This window comes from Roseibium sp. HPY-6 (assembly GCF_040530035.1).
Classification (GTDB): domain Bacteria; phylum Pseudomonadota; class Alphaproteobacteria; order Rhizobiales; family Stappiaceae; genus Roseibium.
Genome location: NZ_JBEWCD010000004.1, coordinates 33,921 through 50,990, shown reverse-complemented (window position 1 = coordinate 50,990; position 17,070 = coordinate 33,921). Strand labels below are relative to the sequence as shown.

The following is a 17,070-nucleotide window of genomic DNA, read 5'->3' as shown; positions in this document are numbered from 1 at the left end:
CACTCTAGTACATCGAGGTATACGCTTTTGTTGGCGCGTTCTACTGGATCTTTATCTCCTCGCTGCTTCGAATGCTATGCCTTTGCATTGTCGGACGACGCGGCACGCAGTTTCGTTTTCCCTAGTTGAAGTGGTTTCGTGCGCAGATCCCACAAGTCGCCGAGCTTTCTATCCCAAGCTTATGGGACGCATCCCGGAAATCCACCCCCGGGATAAAGTGTCAGCTCTCAAACGAAAATGCGGTCTTTGCATGCGTAAAGGTCAACCCGGACGAAAGCGGTACCACAGGCCATTTGCTCAGCAATCCACCGCATCTTTTTTCAAAACTCGTAGGCAATTTCACGTGACCAAGGGCTGGAGGAATGTGTACGGACGTCTTTGTCTTTCTGTGAAAAGGCGCGAATATTTGTTGCTAGTGCGAAGGGTGTGGCGAGCCTAGCGAATACAACGGTAAGACATATGTGCAGACTGAGGCGCTGCGGGAACCCTTTACACGCAGAGGTCGGCAAGTTCTTAGAAACGAACTCAAACTCAATGTACATAGAGCACGAAGGCAGACGCCACTTCCTCGGACACGCCATCGATTTCGTTCGCCCAGATCTCGCGCTTGGTGAGCAGAAAGGCGTCGGAATAGGTCAATCCGCCTTTTGTAACATGCTGATAGAACCGCTCCATCACACGCGCTGTCTGAAAATCGGGAATCTCCTCAAGCGTTACGATGCTGCGCCGAGCACCGGCACGCGCCAGCGCCAGAGGCAGCCCCCGCACTGCGTCGATCGGCGTGTCGTAGCCAACGCCCGAATTGCACGACGACAAAACGACGAGTTGGGCGCTGCTCAGGTCCCAGTCCATCAATTCGCTGGCATAAATAGTATCCTGGTCCTGACCGTCAGACGAATTCGACAGTAGAAGCCCTGCATTGCGCAGGCTGTAAGGTTCGCTCTGATTTCGAATGAAGAAGCCGTGGGTGGCAAGATGCAGGATATCGCCTTCCCGAGCCGCACTGGCCAAGCGTGACACAGAAGCTTCAAAGCCCCGCAAGGTATTCGAAATGCCGCCGCCCTCGTCGACAAGCGCGGCGATGCGGTCGACCTCTTTTAGGCTGCCGGGCAGGAAATCAGGATCAGCCTCCTTTTCTTCCGTGTAAAAGAGCCCACCCGCCATCACCACTCTTGTGCCGGCTTTGAAGGCTGCGGCCTCATTGTGGGTTTCATAAGCTGCCCGAGAAGACAGAAGATGAATGTCATTCATAGTACCCAATCTGCGCCCCTTGTCATCGCGTGCCGCGAGCAGATCCATCTGGAACAGCATCGCATCAGGGGCAATGAAGACACGTTCGGCATCCTTGACTTCTCTCGACACCCAAAGACCGATGTCACGCCAGAGGCTGTCATATATGCTTTCCGCTGCGCGTGCGGTGAAGTCAAGCTTAGCGATCCGTGCGATCCGTGGTGGCGTATCCGCACGATGGATGGCCGCGTAGAGTTCCAGGTGCTTCGACCACCCGTCTCGGTCCGGGCGGCGCCAGTCTCGCAGTACGATCATGTCGATCACCACTTCGCCTGGTTCTACGGAGAAGGACGAACCGGTTTTCGTGATAGGTGCCAAAGGTGGCTCCACCTCAGGCAAACCCGCTGTGGTTAGCGAGGCATTCAGCAACTTGCGCTGCTTTTTCAGATCGTTGTCCATCGCGGCGATTGCGTGGGTTACCGGTTCAGCCCGGACCCGTTCACGGAAGCGCGCTGCAGAAAGTCTGTAGTCGCGTGCCGCAGCCCGTAAAGCTGTGTCGGAGCTGGTTCGAGCAACCTGTTGGAGGGCCCGATCGGCGGGGGATTCCAAGACCTTCCAACGATGCAGCGCTTCGGCGAAATGCGGCATGAATTCTGGCACTTCCAATGCATGGTGCGCCATATAGAGCAACAGGTCGTCCGCCAAGGCCCGACTTGCCAAAGACGCGTCATAGCTGCCGCTAAGCGATTGTCTGCGAGTCCAGTTGAACAGTTCAATGTCGGTTTCGGCCAGCTTTTTCGAGGCCGCAGCCTTGTCCTGCTCTCCCAGAATCCGCGCATGCAAGAAAGCGGCGGCAAACCGGGTAGGATGAATTTCGCCTGCGTTACGCGTCATGAAACGTTCGTTCCATGCTGCAAGCTCAAGTGCTTCTGCTACACGCCCTTTGGCAAGATCGTTTTGAACCAGCAGATGCATCACCCCCTCGACAAGCTCCAGAGGGGTGCCTGTACGCAATAACAGATCGGGTTTTGGCAGCGTGAAACCTTCGCCTCGCTCGAACGCGATCCGCGCATCCAGGTAAAAGAGATAGTAAGACACGATATCTTTGGGATACGGGATGGGGGCACCATCATCATATCCCCTGTACAGGTTTAAGAACTGCGCCTTGGCATCCTCCCACCGCTCCATCTCCACAAGATCAAGCGCATAGTTCAGCCACGAAATGTAAGTGTCGCTGTGATCCTCCCCCAGGTTTTGTTTTCGCCAATCATAGGCAGCATAGTCCAGTTCAAGCGCACGGGCAGGCAAGCGCAGTGCCCTTTTGACCGCCGCCGCATTGTTGACCAAACGCCAATGGCTGGCTGACGTTTCAGCGCCGTCCAGTTCGCTCGAGAACTGCACTGCCAGACTTGCTAGACTGTCGGCCACTCCCAGATCGCCTGCCGCCAACATCGTCTGGCCGAACCCATCATACGCGTCAACGACCTGGCGGGAAGGCAGTCCATAGTAATTGCCCAGATCCTGCAGCGCCCAACGATGACGCCGGATGGCCTCATCGAATGCCGCACGACCCTGCAGAAACATCGCGTGATTGTGCCAAAAAAAGCCCCGCTGCTGCGTTGGGTTGGAACGCACAACCTCGCTTTCATCACACGCGAGATATAACTGCCCCGCCTGCTCGATATGCCCACTGCGTTCAAACGATGACGGGGCCAAACCACATAGATTCATCAGCGCTTCGGCGTCATTTGCCTTCTCAAGCCTGAGGCGCGCGCCATCGAGCCGCGACAGTGCCTCTTCAGCTCTGTTGGTCTGCAGATACACATAGCCGAGGTTGATATCCAAGGTCAGTCGCGCGGCCTTGTCCGGCAGGCGCTCTCTCGCAAAACGTTCAGCCATGCTTACGATCTTGTCCTGTTCGTCAGGCGTGCCTGAATATCCCTCGCCTTGTGCCACAAGCAAAAGCAGTTCTGACGCACGGCTTGGCTTCAACTGTTGAAGCACAGCTTGCAGCAGGTGCAGATCGATCGTTGTTATCGCAGCCCAGTCGCCGCGTTCCGCGGCCTGCTCGGTTGCGGCGAGAAGTCTCTCCGCCGGCATCGCGCCACTTTCCGCACGAAAAGACGCAATAGCTTTGGTAAGGTTTTCGTCGGCCAGGAGGGGCCCGGAAGTCACGGCAAGAACAACTGCCGTCCCTAACCACTGCGCACATAAATGGTGGAACCTACAAAGTGCCTTGAGAAAGACGTTCAAATTGATTGTCACTGAAGCCATCGTGCACACTATCAAGGAAATTAGAATCGGGCCGACGAGAAGCCGTCTCTAGAAGACAAAACTTCTTCTCGTGGCATTACAGAGGCAAACCTATGACGTTAGACCGCGCGTTCTCAATTCTATTGGACTGATAACTTTTGCCACAACGACGTCACTATTTCTAACTGGCCGGGTTCCAGAGCGCTGCCCGGTCGGCTTTGGAGAACAGAGCCGAGCAATCTGCAGGGTCGAGAAACCCGACCTATTTGAGAAGATAATAGCACGCAAAACGTGCCTCGGCCTGGCTACGGTCTGTTCGTAGGAGCGGCTGTTCAGGCTGGAAGCCTTTTGTCATCGGAGGATCCAGTACCGCTTGAGCAAACAGCAAGCATCCAAAGCGACACAGGCTGATTTCGAGTTGACAGCAATCATGCTAGAGATCCTGCTCAAAAGAGCAGGAAATTCCGTTGTGCGATGTTACAGTGTGCGGGCATGCGTAGTGGAGCCGAATCGTGCAAGATGAATTGACTAAAACGCTAGACAGCTACCTACTCAGCTTGTCTGAGATGAACCACGGTGACATCTCAAAATTGCACGAGCTTTCCATATGTGTGAATTGGCCGCATCGGGCTAACGACTGGGCCATGCTGTTCGGCCTAGGGGAAGGCTTCGTCACCAGAGATAAAATTGGCCGCGTTCTAGGATCTGCAATGTGGTTTCCAATGGGTGAAACGCTTGCTTCCATCGGAATGGTTATCACTTCTCCACGCCTCCAGGACCACGGAGCCGGCCGCTGGCTGATGCAGCATATTCTTGAAAGAACAACTCATCGCAACAAGATCTTGAACGCGACCAAGGCAGCATATCGTCTTTATATTTCGCTTGATTTCGTCCCGCAAAAAACCGTTTACCAGCATAACGGCATCGTCAAATCCGTGCCCGTGACCCCAGAGCACAGCAGACCTCTTGAGCAAAGCGATCTGCCGGCGATCATCGAATTGGATGAACAAGCCTATGGGGCGAACCGAAGCCCGGTCCTGGAAAAGATTGCGGCAGTGTCAGAAGGAACAGTCCTGGAACAGGCGGGTGAAATCGTCGGGTTTGCGCTACGCCGTCGCTTTGGACGCGGCCATGTCATCGGACCGGTAGTGGCTTCCTCGGAAGAAGACGCGGTTAAACTTATTCAGCCCCATGTTGCTGCACTCCATGGCCAGTTTACAAGAGTAGACACACGGGCAGACGACGGCCCGCTGAGGCAATTCCTTTCCAATTCAGGTATCGGACTCTTTGACACTGTCACGACGATGACATTGGGAGAACCGCCAAAACCTGGACCGCTCACCACTTTTGGACTTGTAAACCAAGCGCTCGGATGAACTTTGATACTTGCTTGACTAGCTTCTAGATCATTCCCACCGATCCGAGATCCGTTCCGTCGATCATCCGCTCGTAACGGAAGGGAGTAGGGTCAACGCAAGGGGGCGAACCCGTAATCAAGTCTGCAGCGAGTTTCCCGGCTGCAGGACCTATACCGAACCCATGTGCGCTATAACCGGTTGAGATGAACAGCCCAGGTTTTGATGCGACAGGCCCGATAACCGGAATGGCGTCTGGCGTATAATCGACCATACCGCCCCATTCATGATCAACTCCAACACCACGAAGATCTGGATATACTTTCGCAAGGCGCTGCAACCCGCGTTTGATTGAGCGCTGGTCGGACTTTGGATTCAGTATCCGAGTTTTCTCAAACGGAGACAACCCGTCGGCTTTCCAAGTGCAGTGGGCATCGGGGCCGTTGAAGAACGACGTTCCAACTGTGTAGCTCATTTTACGCCAACGCTCGATGAAGGTTGGCAAGAAGGGACGCCATTGCCGAAGCCCCATGGGTGATAGGTGAAGGACGGCAAAACCGCTGAGCCCAACTGTGTATCGACCGTCTGTACGTCGGCGGATGGCCAAATCCGGCATGGACACGCCGCCAGAGATTATCTCCGGAGCGACTTGAGTTGCGAAAGATGTAGACTGGATGGAGGCTTGGAAAATATCCACGCCGTGGTGGCGCAAGAACATACCGCTCCAGGCTCCACCTGCCACCAATACGCATTGACACTGAACCGTACCCTTTTCGGTGACTACAGCAGAAACTCTGCCGGCCGAAAATTCAATTTCGCGGGCGGCGCAATGCTGGAACAAAACCGCTCCTGCCTGCCTTGCCGCTTCAGCAAGTACTGGAGTTGCCAGCGCTGGCTCTGCGCGTCCGTCGGTCGGAGAGTGAACGCCTCCAATCCATTGTCCTATATTACCAGGCAACAGGTTCTTCAAATCGCGGGCAGAGCACATGCGAGTGTCTACGCCATAACCTTTCGCCATCCGTCCCCAGGCTTCCCACCCGGCCAGATCGGACTCACGGCTAGACGCGTAGACGAGCCCTGATCGACGGAAACCAACATCGCCCCCTGCCTGGTGCGCAAGATCTTCCCACATTTGCAGGGACAGAATGGAAAGTGGCAGTTCTCTTTCGTCCCGGTTCTGTTGGCGGCACCAGCCCCAATTCCGGCAAGATTGCTCTCCTGCAATGACACCCTTTTCGATAAGGGCGACCTTGGTACCGCGAAGAGCCAGCTGCCAAGCAGCGGCAACGCCTGCGATACCACCGCCAATCACGACGACGTCAACCACGCCCGGAAACACTAGATCGCTTGGAACTGAGGAGAGAGAAGGTGTCATTATTGGACGATTCTGTTTAAAACTCTGCAACTTTGCCCCAGGAAGATCGGGCAAATCGAGACGGGTGGTAAGGCAGTGGATCGACAATCGGATCCATGCCGGTGATCAGGTCAGCAACCAAATGGCCAGCTCCTGGACCTATTCCAAATCCATGTCCGCTGAACCCCGCTGCAAGCAGGAAACCGGGAATGTCGGTCTCTCCGATTGCAGGGACACCGTCTGGTGTACTGTCGATGTAGCCAGCCCAAGCTGCCGTCAGCTGGCTGTGCTTCAACGCAGGAATAAGCTCCTTGCCCCTTGCCAGCGTTGCATGAATTTGACTCCGGTCAGGTGTGGGATCGAGGATGCGCATCCTCTCCATTGGAGTTTCCTTATCCAGAGGCCATCGTGCCAGCGTTTCATGTCCTGACCGAATGCCTTGCAGGCCGCCAAGCACCAAAGATCCGCGGCGCTTCAGGAACATAGGAATGAAGGAGGAGCCGAAACGCATCATTTGAAGCGTCGGGTCAACCTTGGCTTTTCCCGAAATCGCCAATGTATGGCCACTATCACCGCGTGCCGTTAGCGAAACCTCCGCCGTATGCAGAGCATCTGGAAGCCCATCTGCATGGGAGACGGACAGGATTGATGACCGCACAGAAGATTGTGGAAACCGAATACCCAGCTGGCGGCAGAAACTCGAGGCCCATGCCCCCCCAGCCATCACCACACAGTTGGTTCGAATGACGCCGTGCTCAGTCACTACAGCGGACACCCGGCCTGCCTCCAACTCTAGTCCGCGAACTGCGCAATTCTGGAGCACCTTTGAACCAAGGCCTTCAATTGCTTTCGCAATTGCGGGAGCTGCATTCGCCGGATCAGCGATGCCGTCACTTGGCGAGAAAACCCCGCCTTTCCATGTTTTTCTGGTCGCCTGTCCACGCTCCGATGCCTCATCCGCCGTCAGGACATGTGTCGTCACGCCATGTTCAGCAGCAAAATCCCGCCACCTAGCCCAGGTGGTCAATTCAGTTTCATTGTTGGAAAGATAAAGCAATCCGCACCGCTTGAAGCCAATTTCCGGACCGACTTCCTTGGATAGCTGATCCCATAAAGCCAAACTCTTTGTGGCCATGGGCAGTTCTCGGGCGTCGCGGTTTTGTTGACGGCACCAGCCCCAATTCCGGGACGATTGCTCTCCGCCAACTCTGCCCTTTTCCGCAAGAGCCACTTTGAGCCCCCGCCTGGCCAGGAAGTAGGCGGCACATACGCCGACAATACCAGCTCCAATAACCACTACGTCCGCTTCTTTAGGATGGGTCGTTTCTGTATCGATCTTTAATAGTGGTGCAGGCATTCCATTCTCCTTGCACGCCAATCTAAAGGCTTGGGCACAATGATGATGCTGCAGATAGTTCGAGGTCAGCATAAAATACTGTTTTTTACCCAACAGCCTTGCAATCCAGTGCCAGAAATCGCCTTTTTCGCATTAATTACAATGAGTATTAATCCATTGCCTTGTCCGCATAAAATTCGTATCTTGGCCTGAGGTGATACAGGTCCAGCATGAAATTAGACCGGATTGATATCCGTATTTTACACGAGCTTCAAAAGAACGGCCGCATTACCAATGTGGAGCTGGCAGAGCTCGTACACCTATCACCAAGCCCTTGCCTGGCCCGCGTAAAGAAGTTGCAAAAGGCCGGTTACATAACAGGCTATGCGGCACAAATCGACATTGCCAAACTCGGGCCTACGGTTACCGTTTTTACGGAGGTAACCTTGAAAAATCATCGGAAGATAGATTTTGAGCAATTCCAGCGCGCAGCTGAAAAGGTTGAGGAAATCGTAGAATGCCACCTGATTTCAGGCGGCTATGATTACCTCCTGAAGTTTGTCACCGCCAGCATCAGTGACTATCAGCTGATCATGGAGCGCCTGATCGACATGGAGATCGGGATCGACAAGTATTTCAGCTTTGTCGTGATAAAATCGCCTTTTGTGAAGTCGCACCTACCGCTAGAACGGATCTTTTCGACCTAAGGCTCTGACCGTGCGGCTCCTTATTTGACAATGGCTTCCGCGAGTTGCTTGATATCACACCGCAACCATCGGCATGCTATCCAGCCATCCCGTATCTAGTTTAGGCACTGATGCGAATAGCTGCTTGGAATATGGATGTGTGGCTCCATGCGGCAGATCGTCTGCCGACAGAACTTCAACAACCTGGCCATTGTGCATCACCATTACACTGTCGCAAATGGCTTGCACAGTCGACAAGTCATGGCTGATGAAGATGTAGGAGAGGTCAAGTTCCCGCTGCAATTCCTTCAGCAGGTCAATCACCGCAGTTGCCACAACGGTATCAAGTGCGGACGTTATCTCATCGCACAGGATCACCTCCGGATTGGCCGCAAGGGCTCTGGCCAAGTTCACACGTTGCTTTTGACCGCCGGAAAGTTCGCCTGGAAGCCGGTTGCGCAGAGATCTCGGCATGTGAACCATATCAAGAAGTTCATCAACACGTGCTTCCCGGACGCTTCCCTTTTGTCCGTGGTAAAACGTAAGCGGCCGCCCAAGAATTTCGGCGATTGACCTGGCCGGATTAAGAGCGGTATCGGCAAGTTGGAAGACAATCTGCATTCTGCGGAGATCTTCTTTGGATCGGAGCCGTGCATTCGGAGCAAGCTCGCGCCGGCCAAGTTGCACATTTCCCGAAACCGGAGGCAATAGACCTGCAAGGGCACGGGCAAGCGTGGACTTTCCAGAGCCGCTTTCGCCAATCACACCAAGGTTCTGCCCTTTTTCCAGCCTCAAACTAACATTGTTCAGGGCCAGTTTGACAGGAAGCCCATCACGCGTCATGGCACCATATCCGGCAATAATATTCTCGGCTTCTACGATCGGATGTCGGTCTTTGTCTGCATCAATTGTTCGTGCGACGTGATGGACCGGATCGAATGCGGCCAACAACTCTCTGGTATAAGGATGCTTGGCATTATGCAGTATCGCTTCTGTGCTTCCTTCTTCTTGAATCTCTCCATTTTTAAGGACAATAACGCGGTCCGCTATCTGCGCCACAACAGCAAGGTCATGTGAAACATAGACCCCGGACATGCCGCCTTTCTTCATGACATCCTTGAACGCCCTGAGAACATCGATCTGCGTGGTCACATCGAGAGCTGTGGTTGGCTCATCAAAGATCATCAGTTTGGGATTTCCGATCATGGCCATCGCGGCCGCCAGGCGCTGAAGCTGGCCGCCCGAGACTTCATGCGGGTAGCGCTCCCCGATGGTCTCCGGACTAGGCAGTGCCAATGCTCGAAACAGCTCAATCGCCTGGGCCCGGGCTTCTGCCCTGGGCATCAGATCGTGTATCTTCGCAACCTCAACCACTTGATCAATCAAGCGTTTCGACGGGTTAAAGGCAGCTGCTGCACTCTGCGGTATATAGGCGACATCCGTTCCCCGGAGTTCCCTGCGCTCCGTCTCCTCCATTTTCACGAGGTCATGACCGCCGAACATCACCTGGCCGCCGGTTATCGTACATCCCGCGCGCGTATATCCTAAAAGCGTTAGCGCGGTAGTCGTCTTGCCGGAGCCGCTTTCGCCAATCAGCGCAACGATCTCCCCCTTGGCAATCGAAAAACTGATCCCTTTTATGATTTCTATTTTACGGCCGGAGTCGGTTTGCGCGCCGACTTTGAGATCCCGAACTTCGACAAGGTGCGTCATTGCTCACTCCGATCCCGGATCTTGACTGGTAGATTGTCGATCAAAAGGTTCACGCTGATGGTAAGGCTAGCTATGGCGATACACGGAAAAATCACTGCAGGTGCACCATAGTTCAGTCCGCCCATGCTTTCCTTTACAAGCGCGCCCCAATCGGCATTTGGTGGCTGAACCCCAAGCCCGAGAAATGACATGCTGGATAGAAGCAGCACGATAAAGACAAAACGCATTCCAAGATCGGCAAGGACCGGCCCGAGAATGTTTGGAAAGATCTCACGCGTGATGAGGTAAAAAGTCCGCTCTCCCCGAGCCTTCGCAACGGTCACGTAGTCCATGGCATTGCTGTTGACTGCTAAAGAACGCGCAAATCGGTAACTTCCCGGCGTGTAAATAACACCCAGGAGCACGATCAAGATCGGGATCGTGGAATCGGTTGCTGCCACAATGACGAGGGCGAACAACTTCGACGGAATTGAATTCAACGCATCGAGGAAACGGCTCAAAACAGTATCGAACCAACCTCCGGTCACTGCGGCGACCATACCAAGTGAAACGCCGCAAAAGCTCGCCAACAGCACCGCTGCGGCAGAAATGCCGACGGTGTATCTTGCCCCATAGATCAGGCGCGAGAAGACATCGCGTCCAAGGTCATCCGATCCCATCCAGAATTCTGCGGTCACCGGACCGAACGGAGAATAGATGAAATCGACAATTTCACCGGGTTCATAGGGCGCGAAGTACGGCCCGATTACCGCCACGACACACCAGAATAGAATGATGCTGGCGGACACCATGCCAATACTATTGAAACGATAGCCGGATAGGGGTTTGAAAACACGGGAAACGGACATCATTTGCGCAGCCTCGGATTGGCAACAATGGCTATGACATCAGCGCAGGTGATGAGAAACAGATAACCGAAGCAGAATATCATGGCGCAGCTTTGGATAAGTGGAAGGTCTCTGGTCGCAACTGCGTCGACCATCACTTTTGCAATCCCGGGATAGCTGAAAACGGTTTCGACGATGATCGCGCCACCTAAAAGATAGGAAAGCGACAGAGCCATGGCATTTGCGATCGGGCCAACTGAATTAGGCAGGGCGTGATGTATGACCATTCTTGAACGGGACGCACCCTTGAGCAAAGCCATTTCGACATACGGCATTTTCAATGCCTCGATCACTGCGGCGCGTGTCATACGGATCATCTGGGCCGATACGACAACCAGAAGCGTCATGACCGGCATGGCATAGGCCTTTAGCTGACCCGATATGCCGACTGCGTCATCAACAAATGAGATCGATGGCAACCATTTCAGCCACACGGAAAAAATCAGCATCGCCGTCGCAGCAATCATGAATTCTGTGATGGATACGATCGAAATGATCGAAGTCGTGACAATTCGATCGATCAGCGATCCTTGGTAGACAGCTGCCAGGATACCAAGCGTCAATGAAAAGGGAACTGCTATGGCCGTCGTTATCCCGGCCAGACGCAAGGTGTTGGCCAAGCGGGAATCTATCAACTCCCAAACGTCCATGTTGTTGGCATAGGACGTTCCAAGATCGCCTTGTATAAGACCAGCCAGCCATTTCACATAGCGGACGATTGCAGGGTCATTAAGGTTCATGGCTTCGCGCAGACCGGCAACCGCTTCAGGCGTTGCCGCCTGACCGAGGAGTATTTCCACCACATCGCCGGGCAGCAATTGTGTCGCCGCAAACACCACTACGGACACGATGAGCAGAGTAATTACCGCTATGCCGAGCCGCGCCAGGATCAGACGCGCTATTTGTCCGGTCATATAATTGCCTTGGGGAATGATGACGTTGCCCACCATGTCGGTAAACAACGGGCCGATGCACGCAACCGCACAACTTTGATGATAGCGACCAGGACCAGATCCGGCGACAGCCGGATCTGGTCCTTGAAGTCAAAATACGGACTAGCTTTCGAGCCAGACGTATTCTGCCATCGCGTAGCCCATCTGGCCGCCCAAGGGATTAGGCTTCAGACCTTTCAGCTTGTTGGATTTGGCATCAATATTCGAGATAAAGGCCGGAATCGCTGTCCCCGCTTCGTTGGCGATCATGACCTGCATGTCGTCGTAAAGGGCCTTGCGTTTGGCAAAGTCCAGTTCGCCGCGAGCTTCGATCATCATCTTGTCGAATGTATCGGACTTGTACTGGCTTTCATTCCACGGCGCAGCGGAATCATAGAGAAGCGAGAATAAGATATCGGGGGTCGGACGCGGATTGATGTTTCCGAAATGGACCGGTGCTTTAAGCCAGTAATTCGACCAGTATCCGTCCGACGGAACCCGCTGGATATCGAACTTCATTCCAATTTTGGAACCTGCCTGCTGCAGGACTGTCGCCATCTCAACGGAGTGCGAAGCTGCGGTTGAGGCGACAACCGGGATTGTCTCACCAAGGACACCCGCTTTTTCAAACAGAGACTTAGCCTTTTCCGGATCGAATGACTGCGCCTTTAGATCAGCGTTATGGAACGCGTTCATCGGCGGGATCGGCTGGTCATTAGCAACTTCACCATAACCGCGCATCACCGCTTTAACGATCAGCTCACGATCAAGCAGGCATTTAACACCTTCGATGAAACCGGCTTTGTCGCCCGGCGCCATGTCGAGACGCATGTTCATGTTGGTGTAGTTGCCAGATGTTGAAACGGAGCTTTCAACCCCTTCATTCCCTTCCATAAGGCGCAGCAATTGCGGTTTGATGGACGCAGCCAGATGGATATCGCCGGACAAAAGAGCATTTACGCGCGCAGTGTCATCCGGAATGGCGAAATACTCAAAACTGTCAAGCGGAACAGGGCCCTTGAAGTAGTCTTCGTTGCGAACCACCACGGACTTTACACCTGGATCAAACGTCTCCAGCTTGAAGGGACCGGTACCGTTCCCCTTGGAGAAATCGGTGGTTCCGTCGGCCACGATCATGAAATGGTGCATTGCGAGAATGGTGGGAAGATCGGCGTTGGCCGATGCCAGAGTGATTTCGACGGTCAACGGATCAACCGCCTTAAAGCCCGTCATCTGTTTGGCGATGGAATTCACCTTGGAACCGACAGCTTCATCGAGATGCCGTTTCATGGAAAAGACCACATCCTCGGAAGTCAGGGCCTTGCCGTCGTGGAAGGTGATGCCGGGCTTCAGCTTGATCGTCCAGACTTTCGCATCGGCACTCTCGATGGATTCCGCAAGTTCCAACTGCGGTTGACCTGTTTCATCAAGGAACGTGAGCCGGTTGTACAGCGAGCAGCAGCGCACATAGTCGGTCGATAGTGAAGCTTTGGCGGGATCGAGTGTATCTGCCGTGGAAGATGACCAGCCGGCGGCCCGGAAATGACCGCCTTTGACCGGGGTTGCAGCGAGTGCGGAAGACGCCCGGCCCAAAATTGCGCCCCCTGCGGCAAGGGTCATGCCACCGGCAACGAACAAGCGCATGATGTCGCGCCGGGAAGCGCCCTGACGAAGAGCGGCTTCGACCATACGGTCGTCTGCTTGTGTCCAGTTGTTGGCCAATTTATCCGTCATTCTCATTCCCCATCTGTACAGGTTACGGGCTCTTTATTCGACCGGCCGCAGCGCCCACGTAGACAGCCAGTTTGTTCGTTTGCGCTCTCTCGCCCGTCCCTAGATCACCCTAAGAACACGAAGCTTCCTCTTGCTTCTGAAGGCTCCGTAACGCCATCGGTTCTGGAACTGAGACGATTAAGTTGACCGCATACAAGATAGGCAAATCTATAATTTATGCAGCATTTTGTACTTATCACCCCAAACGCTCTAAATCCCTTTCAACAGCCATTTTACGACTTTTTTCATGATTTATTTATTCAGTATGCTCCCTGAGGGCCTATATTGGGTATTGATTTCGATCAGAATGCAGCATTTTATGCCGTTCTAACTTGGGTCAGAAACCTGTCTCACCACACTAGGAAATCAGTAACCTTTTTCACGGCTAACCAATCCAAGAATCCGATCACCCGCCCGATGAGCTCTTATCCCTGCGATAACATGGTCAGCCCCGTCACGAGCACGGGTTTGGCATGCAACGTGGGGGGTTATAACAACGCTCGGGTGTTGCCATAATCCGCTGCTTTCTGGCAAAGGTTCAGGGTCGGTGACATCCAGCCAAGCCGCCGAAAGATGCCCCGCATCAAGGGCCGAAAGCAATGCATCGCCATCCAATTGCTTACCACGCCCGGCGTGTATCAAGGCGGCTCCGGCTGGCAGTTCCCGGAACAGCTCAGCATTGAGGATGCCTTCGGTTGCGCTGGTCAGGGGCAAAAGACAGATCAGAATATCGGTGCGCGCCAAAAAAGCTGTGCGATCAGTAAAGACTTCGACACCCGGCAGAGCTTTGGGCGTACGGCTCCAGCCAGCAAGCTCAAACCCGAATGGCTTCAGCATATCCAGCGCTGTCTGCCCTAGCTGACCAAGCCCCATCACACCGACCCGCCGCTCCGAAGCGGGAACATTCAGAGCTTGCTTCCAGACCCTGCCCCTCTGCTGCGCAATGTAAAGCGGCAAGTCCCGATGCAGACCAAGTACCGCGAGGGTTGTGTATTCTCGCATCTGTTCGCGGATACCAGGCTCGAGCATCCGCACAATCCCAATTTGGGAAGGGAGTATATCAAAGTTGAACTGATCCACCCCCGCTCCGACAGAAAAGATCATTTTCAAATTGGGATAGGCCTCTGCCAAATTGTCAGGAGCGGTCCAGGCGATCAAATATTCCACCAACGCGGGATCGGGAGCCGTACCGATATAAAATGGCAGATCGGGCATCGCCTGCGCAAAGCGTTCGGAGAAAATTACGCCACGCTCAGCGGTCGATGTGAACAGGACCGCCATATATCAGGCCATCATCGCGCGAACATCGGGGTCTTCCAGTGTTTCATCTAGCACCTTCCCGGTTTTTTCTACGATCTGATCGATTTCGTCTGCGGTGCAGCAAAGCGGCGGCGCATAGCCAAGCGCCCCATTTGCAAAGGCACGTACAATCAAACCGTTGTTCCAGGCACGATCGAACACCCGGGTGCCGGCCTGCGCGCTGGGGGGAAGCGGTGTTTTTGCTTCCTTGTCGGTGACCATTTCGATGGCTGCCAACATACCACGGCCGCGGACTTCTCCGACAAGTGGATGGTCCCCAAGAGAACCCAGTCCCGCCATCAATCGTTCGCCCATCTTGCGGCCATTGTCGAGCAGGCCGTTTTCATAAAGATCCAGAACGGCGAGACCAACCGCAGCGCTGACCGGATGACCGGAATAGGTGTAACCATGGCCAACGGCCGCTGGTCCGGCGTAGTCCGCCATCGTCTGATACATCCTATCGGACATGAAAACCGCCCCCATCGGGACATAGCCGGAGGTCAAGCCCTTGGCTGCGGTAATCATGTCCGGAACAATACCTTCATCCGCACTGGCAAACAGCGGACCCGTGCGACCAAAACCGGTAATTACCTCGTCAGCAATGAATAGAATGTCCAAACGCTTGCAAGCATCACGCATGGCCTTGACCCAGCCTTCCGGCGGCACAATCACTCCACCGGAACCTTGGATGGGTTCAACATAAAAAGCACCGGCCCGATCGGCACCGATTCCGGCCACCTTGGCTTCCAAGGCTGCAACGGAAGCTGAAATGATGGCTTCAGGATCGGTGCCGACCGGATTGCGATAACTGTAATGAGACGGAATTTTGTGCTGCCAATCATATGGCGCACCAAAACCGGCGTGGAATGCCGGCAGTGCCGTCAGGCCCGCACCGACCGAACTTGAACCGTGATAGCCCTGTTCAACGGAAATGAACTGGTCCTTCTCAGGCTTACCCATTGCATGCCAATAGAACCGGACGAAGCGCACCGTGGTATCGACTGCGTCCGACCCGCCGAGTGTGAAGTAGACATGTTGCAAATCGCCCGGCGCATGATCTACAAGCCGCGAGGCGAGACGGATGGCAGGCTCTGATCCAAGACCGAAGTAACCGGTCGCGTAGGGCAGCTCTTTCAGCTGCTTAGTTGCCGCCTCAATAACACCTTCCTGGCCATACCCTGCGTTAACGCACCACAAGCCGGCAAAACCGTCCAGAAGCTGGCGGCCCTCAGAGTCCGTTACTGTCGCTCCCTTTGCGCTTGACAGCACTCTGACACTCGCGGCCTCATGTCCACGCCAGCTGGCAACAGGATGGATCAGGTGAGCACGATCAAGCTCAAGTAAAGAATTGGGACGCATTTTGAAACTCCGGAGAACTAACCAAGGGCTTGTGAGGCAAGTGCAAATGCCTTGTGACCAGTCGTCTGCGTCTGGGACGGCCCCTTTCGCATGGATATACCGCCGCCAGCACGCGCAAGACCAAACCCGGCAAGCCAGTCTTCCAGGTCTGCGCTCTTGGTGGTGTCGACACGAAGAAACTTGCCATCACACAAAGAGAGCAATGGGCTTAGCAACTGCTTAGCTTCCTCGCGATTGCGGGCTACAACCGGTCCCGCAACATGGCCCCGGCCAAAGGAGCGTAACGCGGCCCAGGCAACAATCGTGCCATTTTCCTTAATCGTCAGAACGCTTCCGAGCCTGAGGAAGGCTTCGAGCAACGGCATGCGGGCCATGCCGGTGGCGTCCTTGTCCAGCTCAGCGAGATCCTGGGCTTCGGCTTCAACGGCCCACACAAGACCGTCGTCCATATCGTCGGAAATCTCGACAACAGCATCCGATTGGGCGACTATCCCCTGACACTGCACCACTTCGCCGTACGCTTCGAAGCCGAGCTTTTCGTAGAGCGGCAGGCCGTCGCTGGTCGCAACGAGGCGCCATTCCACGGGCTCAACAGTGTTCATAGCCGTCGCCATAACCTTCCGGCCAAGGCCACGGCCCCGCATGGTTTCATCAACGATGATCATATTCATCGTCGCAACCGGCCCGAAAGATGTGGCAAGTGCTGTAGCGACCACCTTGCCGTCTTCAATACCAACGACGCCCTGAGACAGATCAAGCACCATTTCCCAGTCTTCGGTCCGATGCGGCCAGCTTGCCGCCTTCGACAGGCGAACCGCCTCTTCGATGTGCTCTTTTTCAAATGTCGTGAATACGATGTCCGTCTGCATGGTGTCCCAAAGATCTTATATTTC

12 protein-coding genes are annotated in these 17,070 nt (G+C 54.5%); 2 read left to right on the top strand and 10 right to left on the bottom strand.

The genetic code is table 11. The annotated features are described in order from the left end of the window. Positions 1-531: 531 nt before the first annotated feature. Positions 532-3,330, bottom strand: a complete 2,799-nt coding sequence (locus ABVF61_RS30435; RefSeq protein ID WP_353997377.1) for a CHAT domain-containing protein — start codon at positions 3,328-3,330, stop codon at positions 532-534. Positions 3,331-3,995: 665 nt separating this feature from the next. Between ABVF61_RS30435 and ABVF61_RS30430 the strand changes: the two genes are divergently transcribed. Continuing rightward, positions 3,996-4,859 carry a GNAT family N-acetyltransferase gene (locus ABVF61_RS30430; RefSeq protein WP_353997376.1) on the top strand — a complete coding sequence of 288 codons (864 nt, stop codon included), beginning with the start codon at positions 3,996-3,998 and terminating at the stop codon, positions 4,857-4,859. Positions 4,860-4,884: 25 nt separating this feature from the next. Here ABVF61_RS30430 and ABVF61_RS30425 read toward each other — a convergent pair whose 3' ends face one another. Beyond that, complete coding sequence (locus ABVF61_RS30425) at positions 4,885-6,213, bottom strand: NAD(P)/FAD-dependent oxidoreductase (RefSeq protein ID WP_353997375.1); 1,329 nt, start codon at positions 6,211-6,213, stop codon at positions 4,885-4,887. 16 nt (positions 6,214-6,229) lie between these two features. Further along, entirely contained in the window at positions 6,230-7,549 is a 1,320-nt protein-coding gene (locus ABVF61_RS30420) for an NAD(P)/FAD-dependent oxidoreductase (protein ID WP_353997584.1), read from the bottom strand. Between the two features lie 209 nt (positions 7,550-7,758). Here ABVF61_RS30420 and ABVF61_RS30415 point away from each other — a divergent pair, with 209 nt between their 5' ends. Beyond that, the gene (locus ABVF61_RS30415; RefSeq protein ID WP_353997374.1) at positions 7,759-8,235 is read left to right on the top strand and encodes an Lrp/AsnC family transcriptional regulator; all 477 of its coding nucleotides are present in this window, start codon (positions 7,759-7,761) and stop codon (positions 8,233-8,235) included. Positions 8,236-8,289: 54 nt separating this feature from the next. Here the strand turns inward: ABVF61_RS30415 and ABVF61_RS30410 are convergent, their stop codons facing one another. From ABVF61_RS30410 to ABVF61_RS30380, 7 genes are all read right to left on the bottom strand, one after another. Beyond that, positions 8,290-9,927 (bottom strand): ABC transporter ATP-binding protein, encoded by a 1,638-nt coding sequence (locus ABVF61_RS30410; RefSeq protein WP_353997373.1) that lies wholly within the window; start codon positions 9,925-9,927, stop codon positions 8,290-8,292. After that, complete coding sequence (locus ABVF61_RS30405; protein WP_353997583.1) at positions 9,924-10,775, bottom strand: ABC transporter permease; 852 nt, start codon at positions 10,773-10,775, stop codon at positions 9,924-9,926. The genes ABVF61_RS30410 and ABVF61_RS30405 overlap by 4 nt, the downstream gene beginning before the upstream one ends. Next, positions 10,775-11,728 (bottom strand): ABC transporter permease, encoded by a 954-nt coding sequence (locus ABVF61_RS30400; RefSeq protein WP_353997372.1) that lies wholly within the window; start codon positions 11,726-11,728, stop codon positions 10,775-10,777. The genes ABVF61_RS30405 and ABVF61_RS30400 overlap by 1 nt, the downstream gene beginning before the upstream one ends. 141 nt (positions 11,729-11,869) lie before the next feature. Next, entirely contained in the window at positions 11,870-13,480 is a 1,611-nt protein-coding gene (locus ABVF61_RS30395; RefSeq protein ID WP_353997371.1) for an ABC transporter substrate-binding protein, read from the bottom strand. A gap of 405 nt (positions 13,481-13,885) precedes the next feature. After that, a complete protein-coding gene (locus ABVF61_RS30390; protein WP_353997370.1) occupies positions 13,886-14,800 on the bottom strand; it encodes a 2-hydroxyacid dehydrogenase in 915 nt (304 codons plus the stop codon). A 3-nt stretch (positions 14,801-14,803) separates the two neighbouring features. Then, a complete protein-coding gene (locus ABVF61_RS30385) occupies positions 14,804-16,177 on the bottom strand; it encodes an aspartate aminotransferase family protein (RefSeq protein ID WP_353997369.1) in 1,374 nt (457 codons plus the stop codon). A gap of 17 nt (positions 16,178-16,194) precedes the next feature. Then, on the bottom strand, positions 16,195-17,046 hold the full coding sequence (locus tag ABVF61_RS30380) for a GNAT family N-acetyltransferase (protein WP_353997368.1): 852 nt from the start codon (positions 17,044-17,046) through the stop codon (positions 16,195-16,197). Between the last annotated feature and the right edge of the window lie 24 nt (positions 17,047-17,070).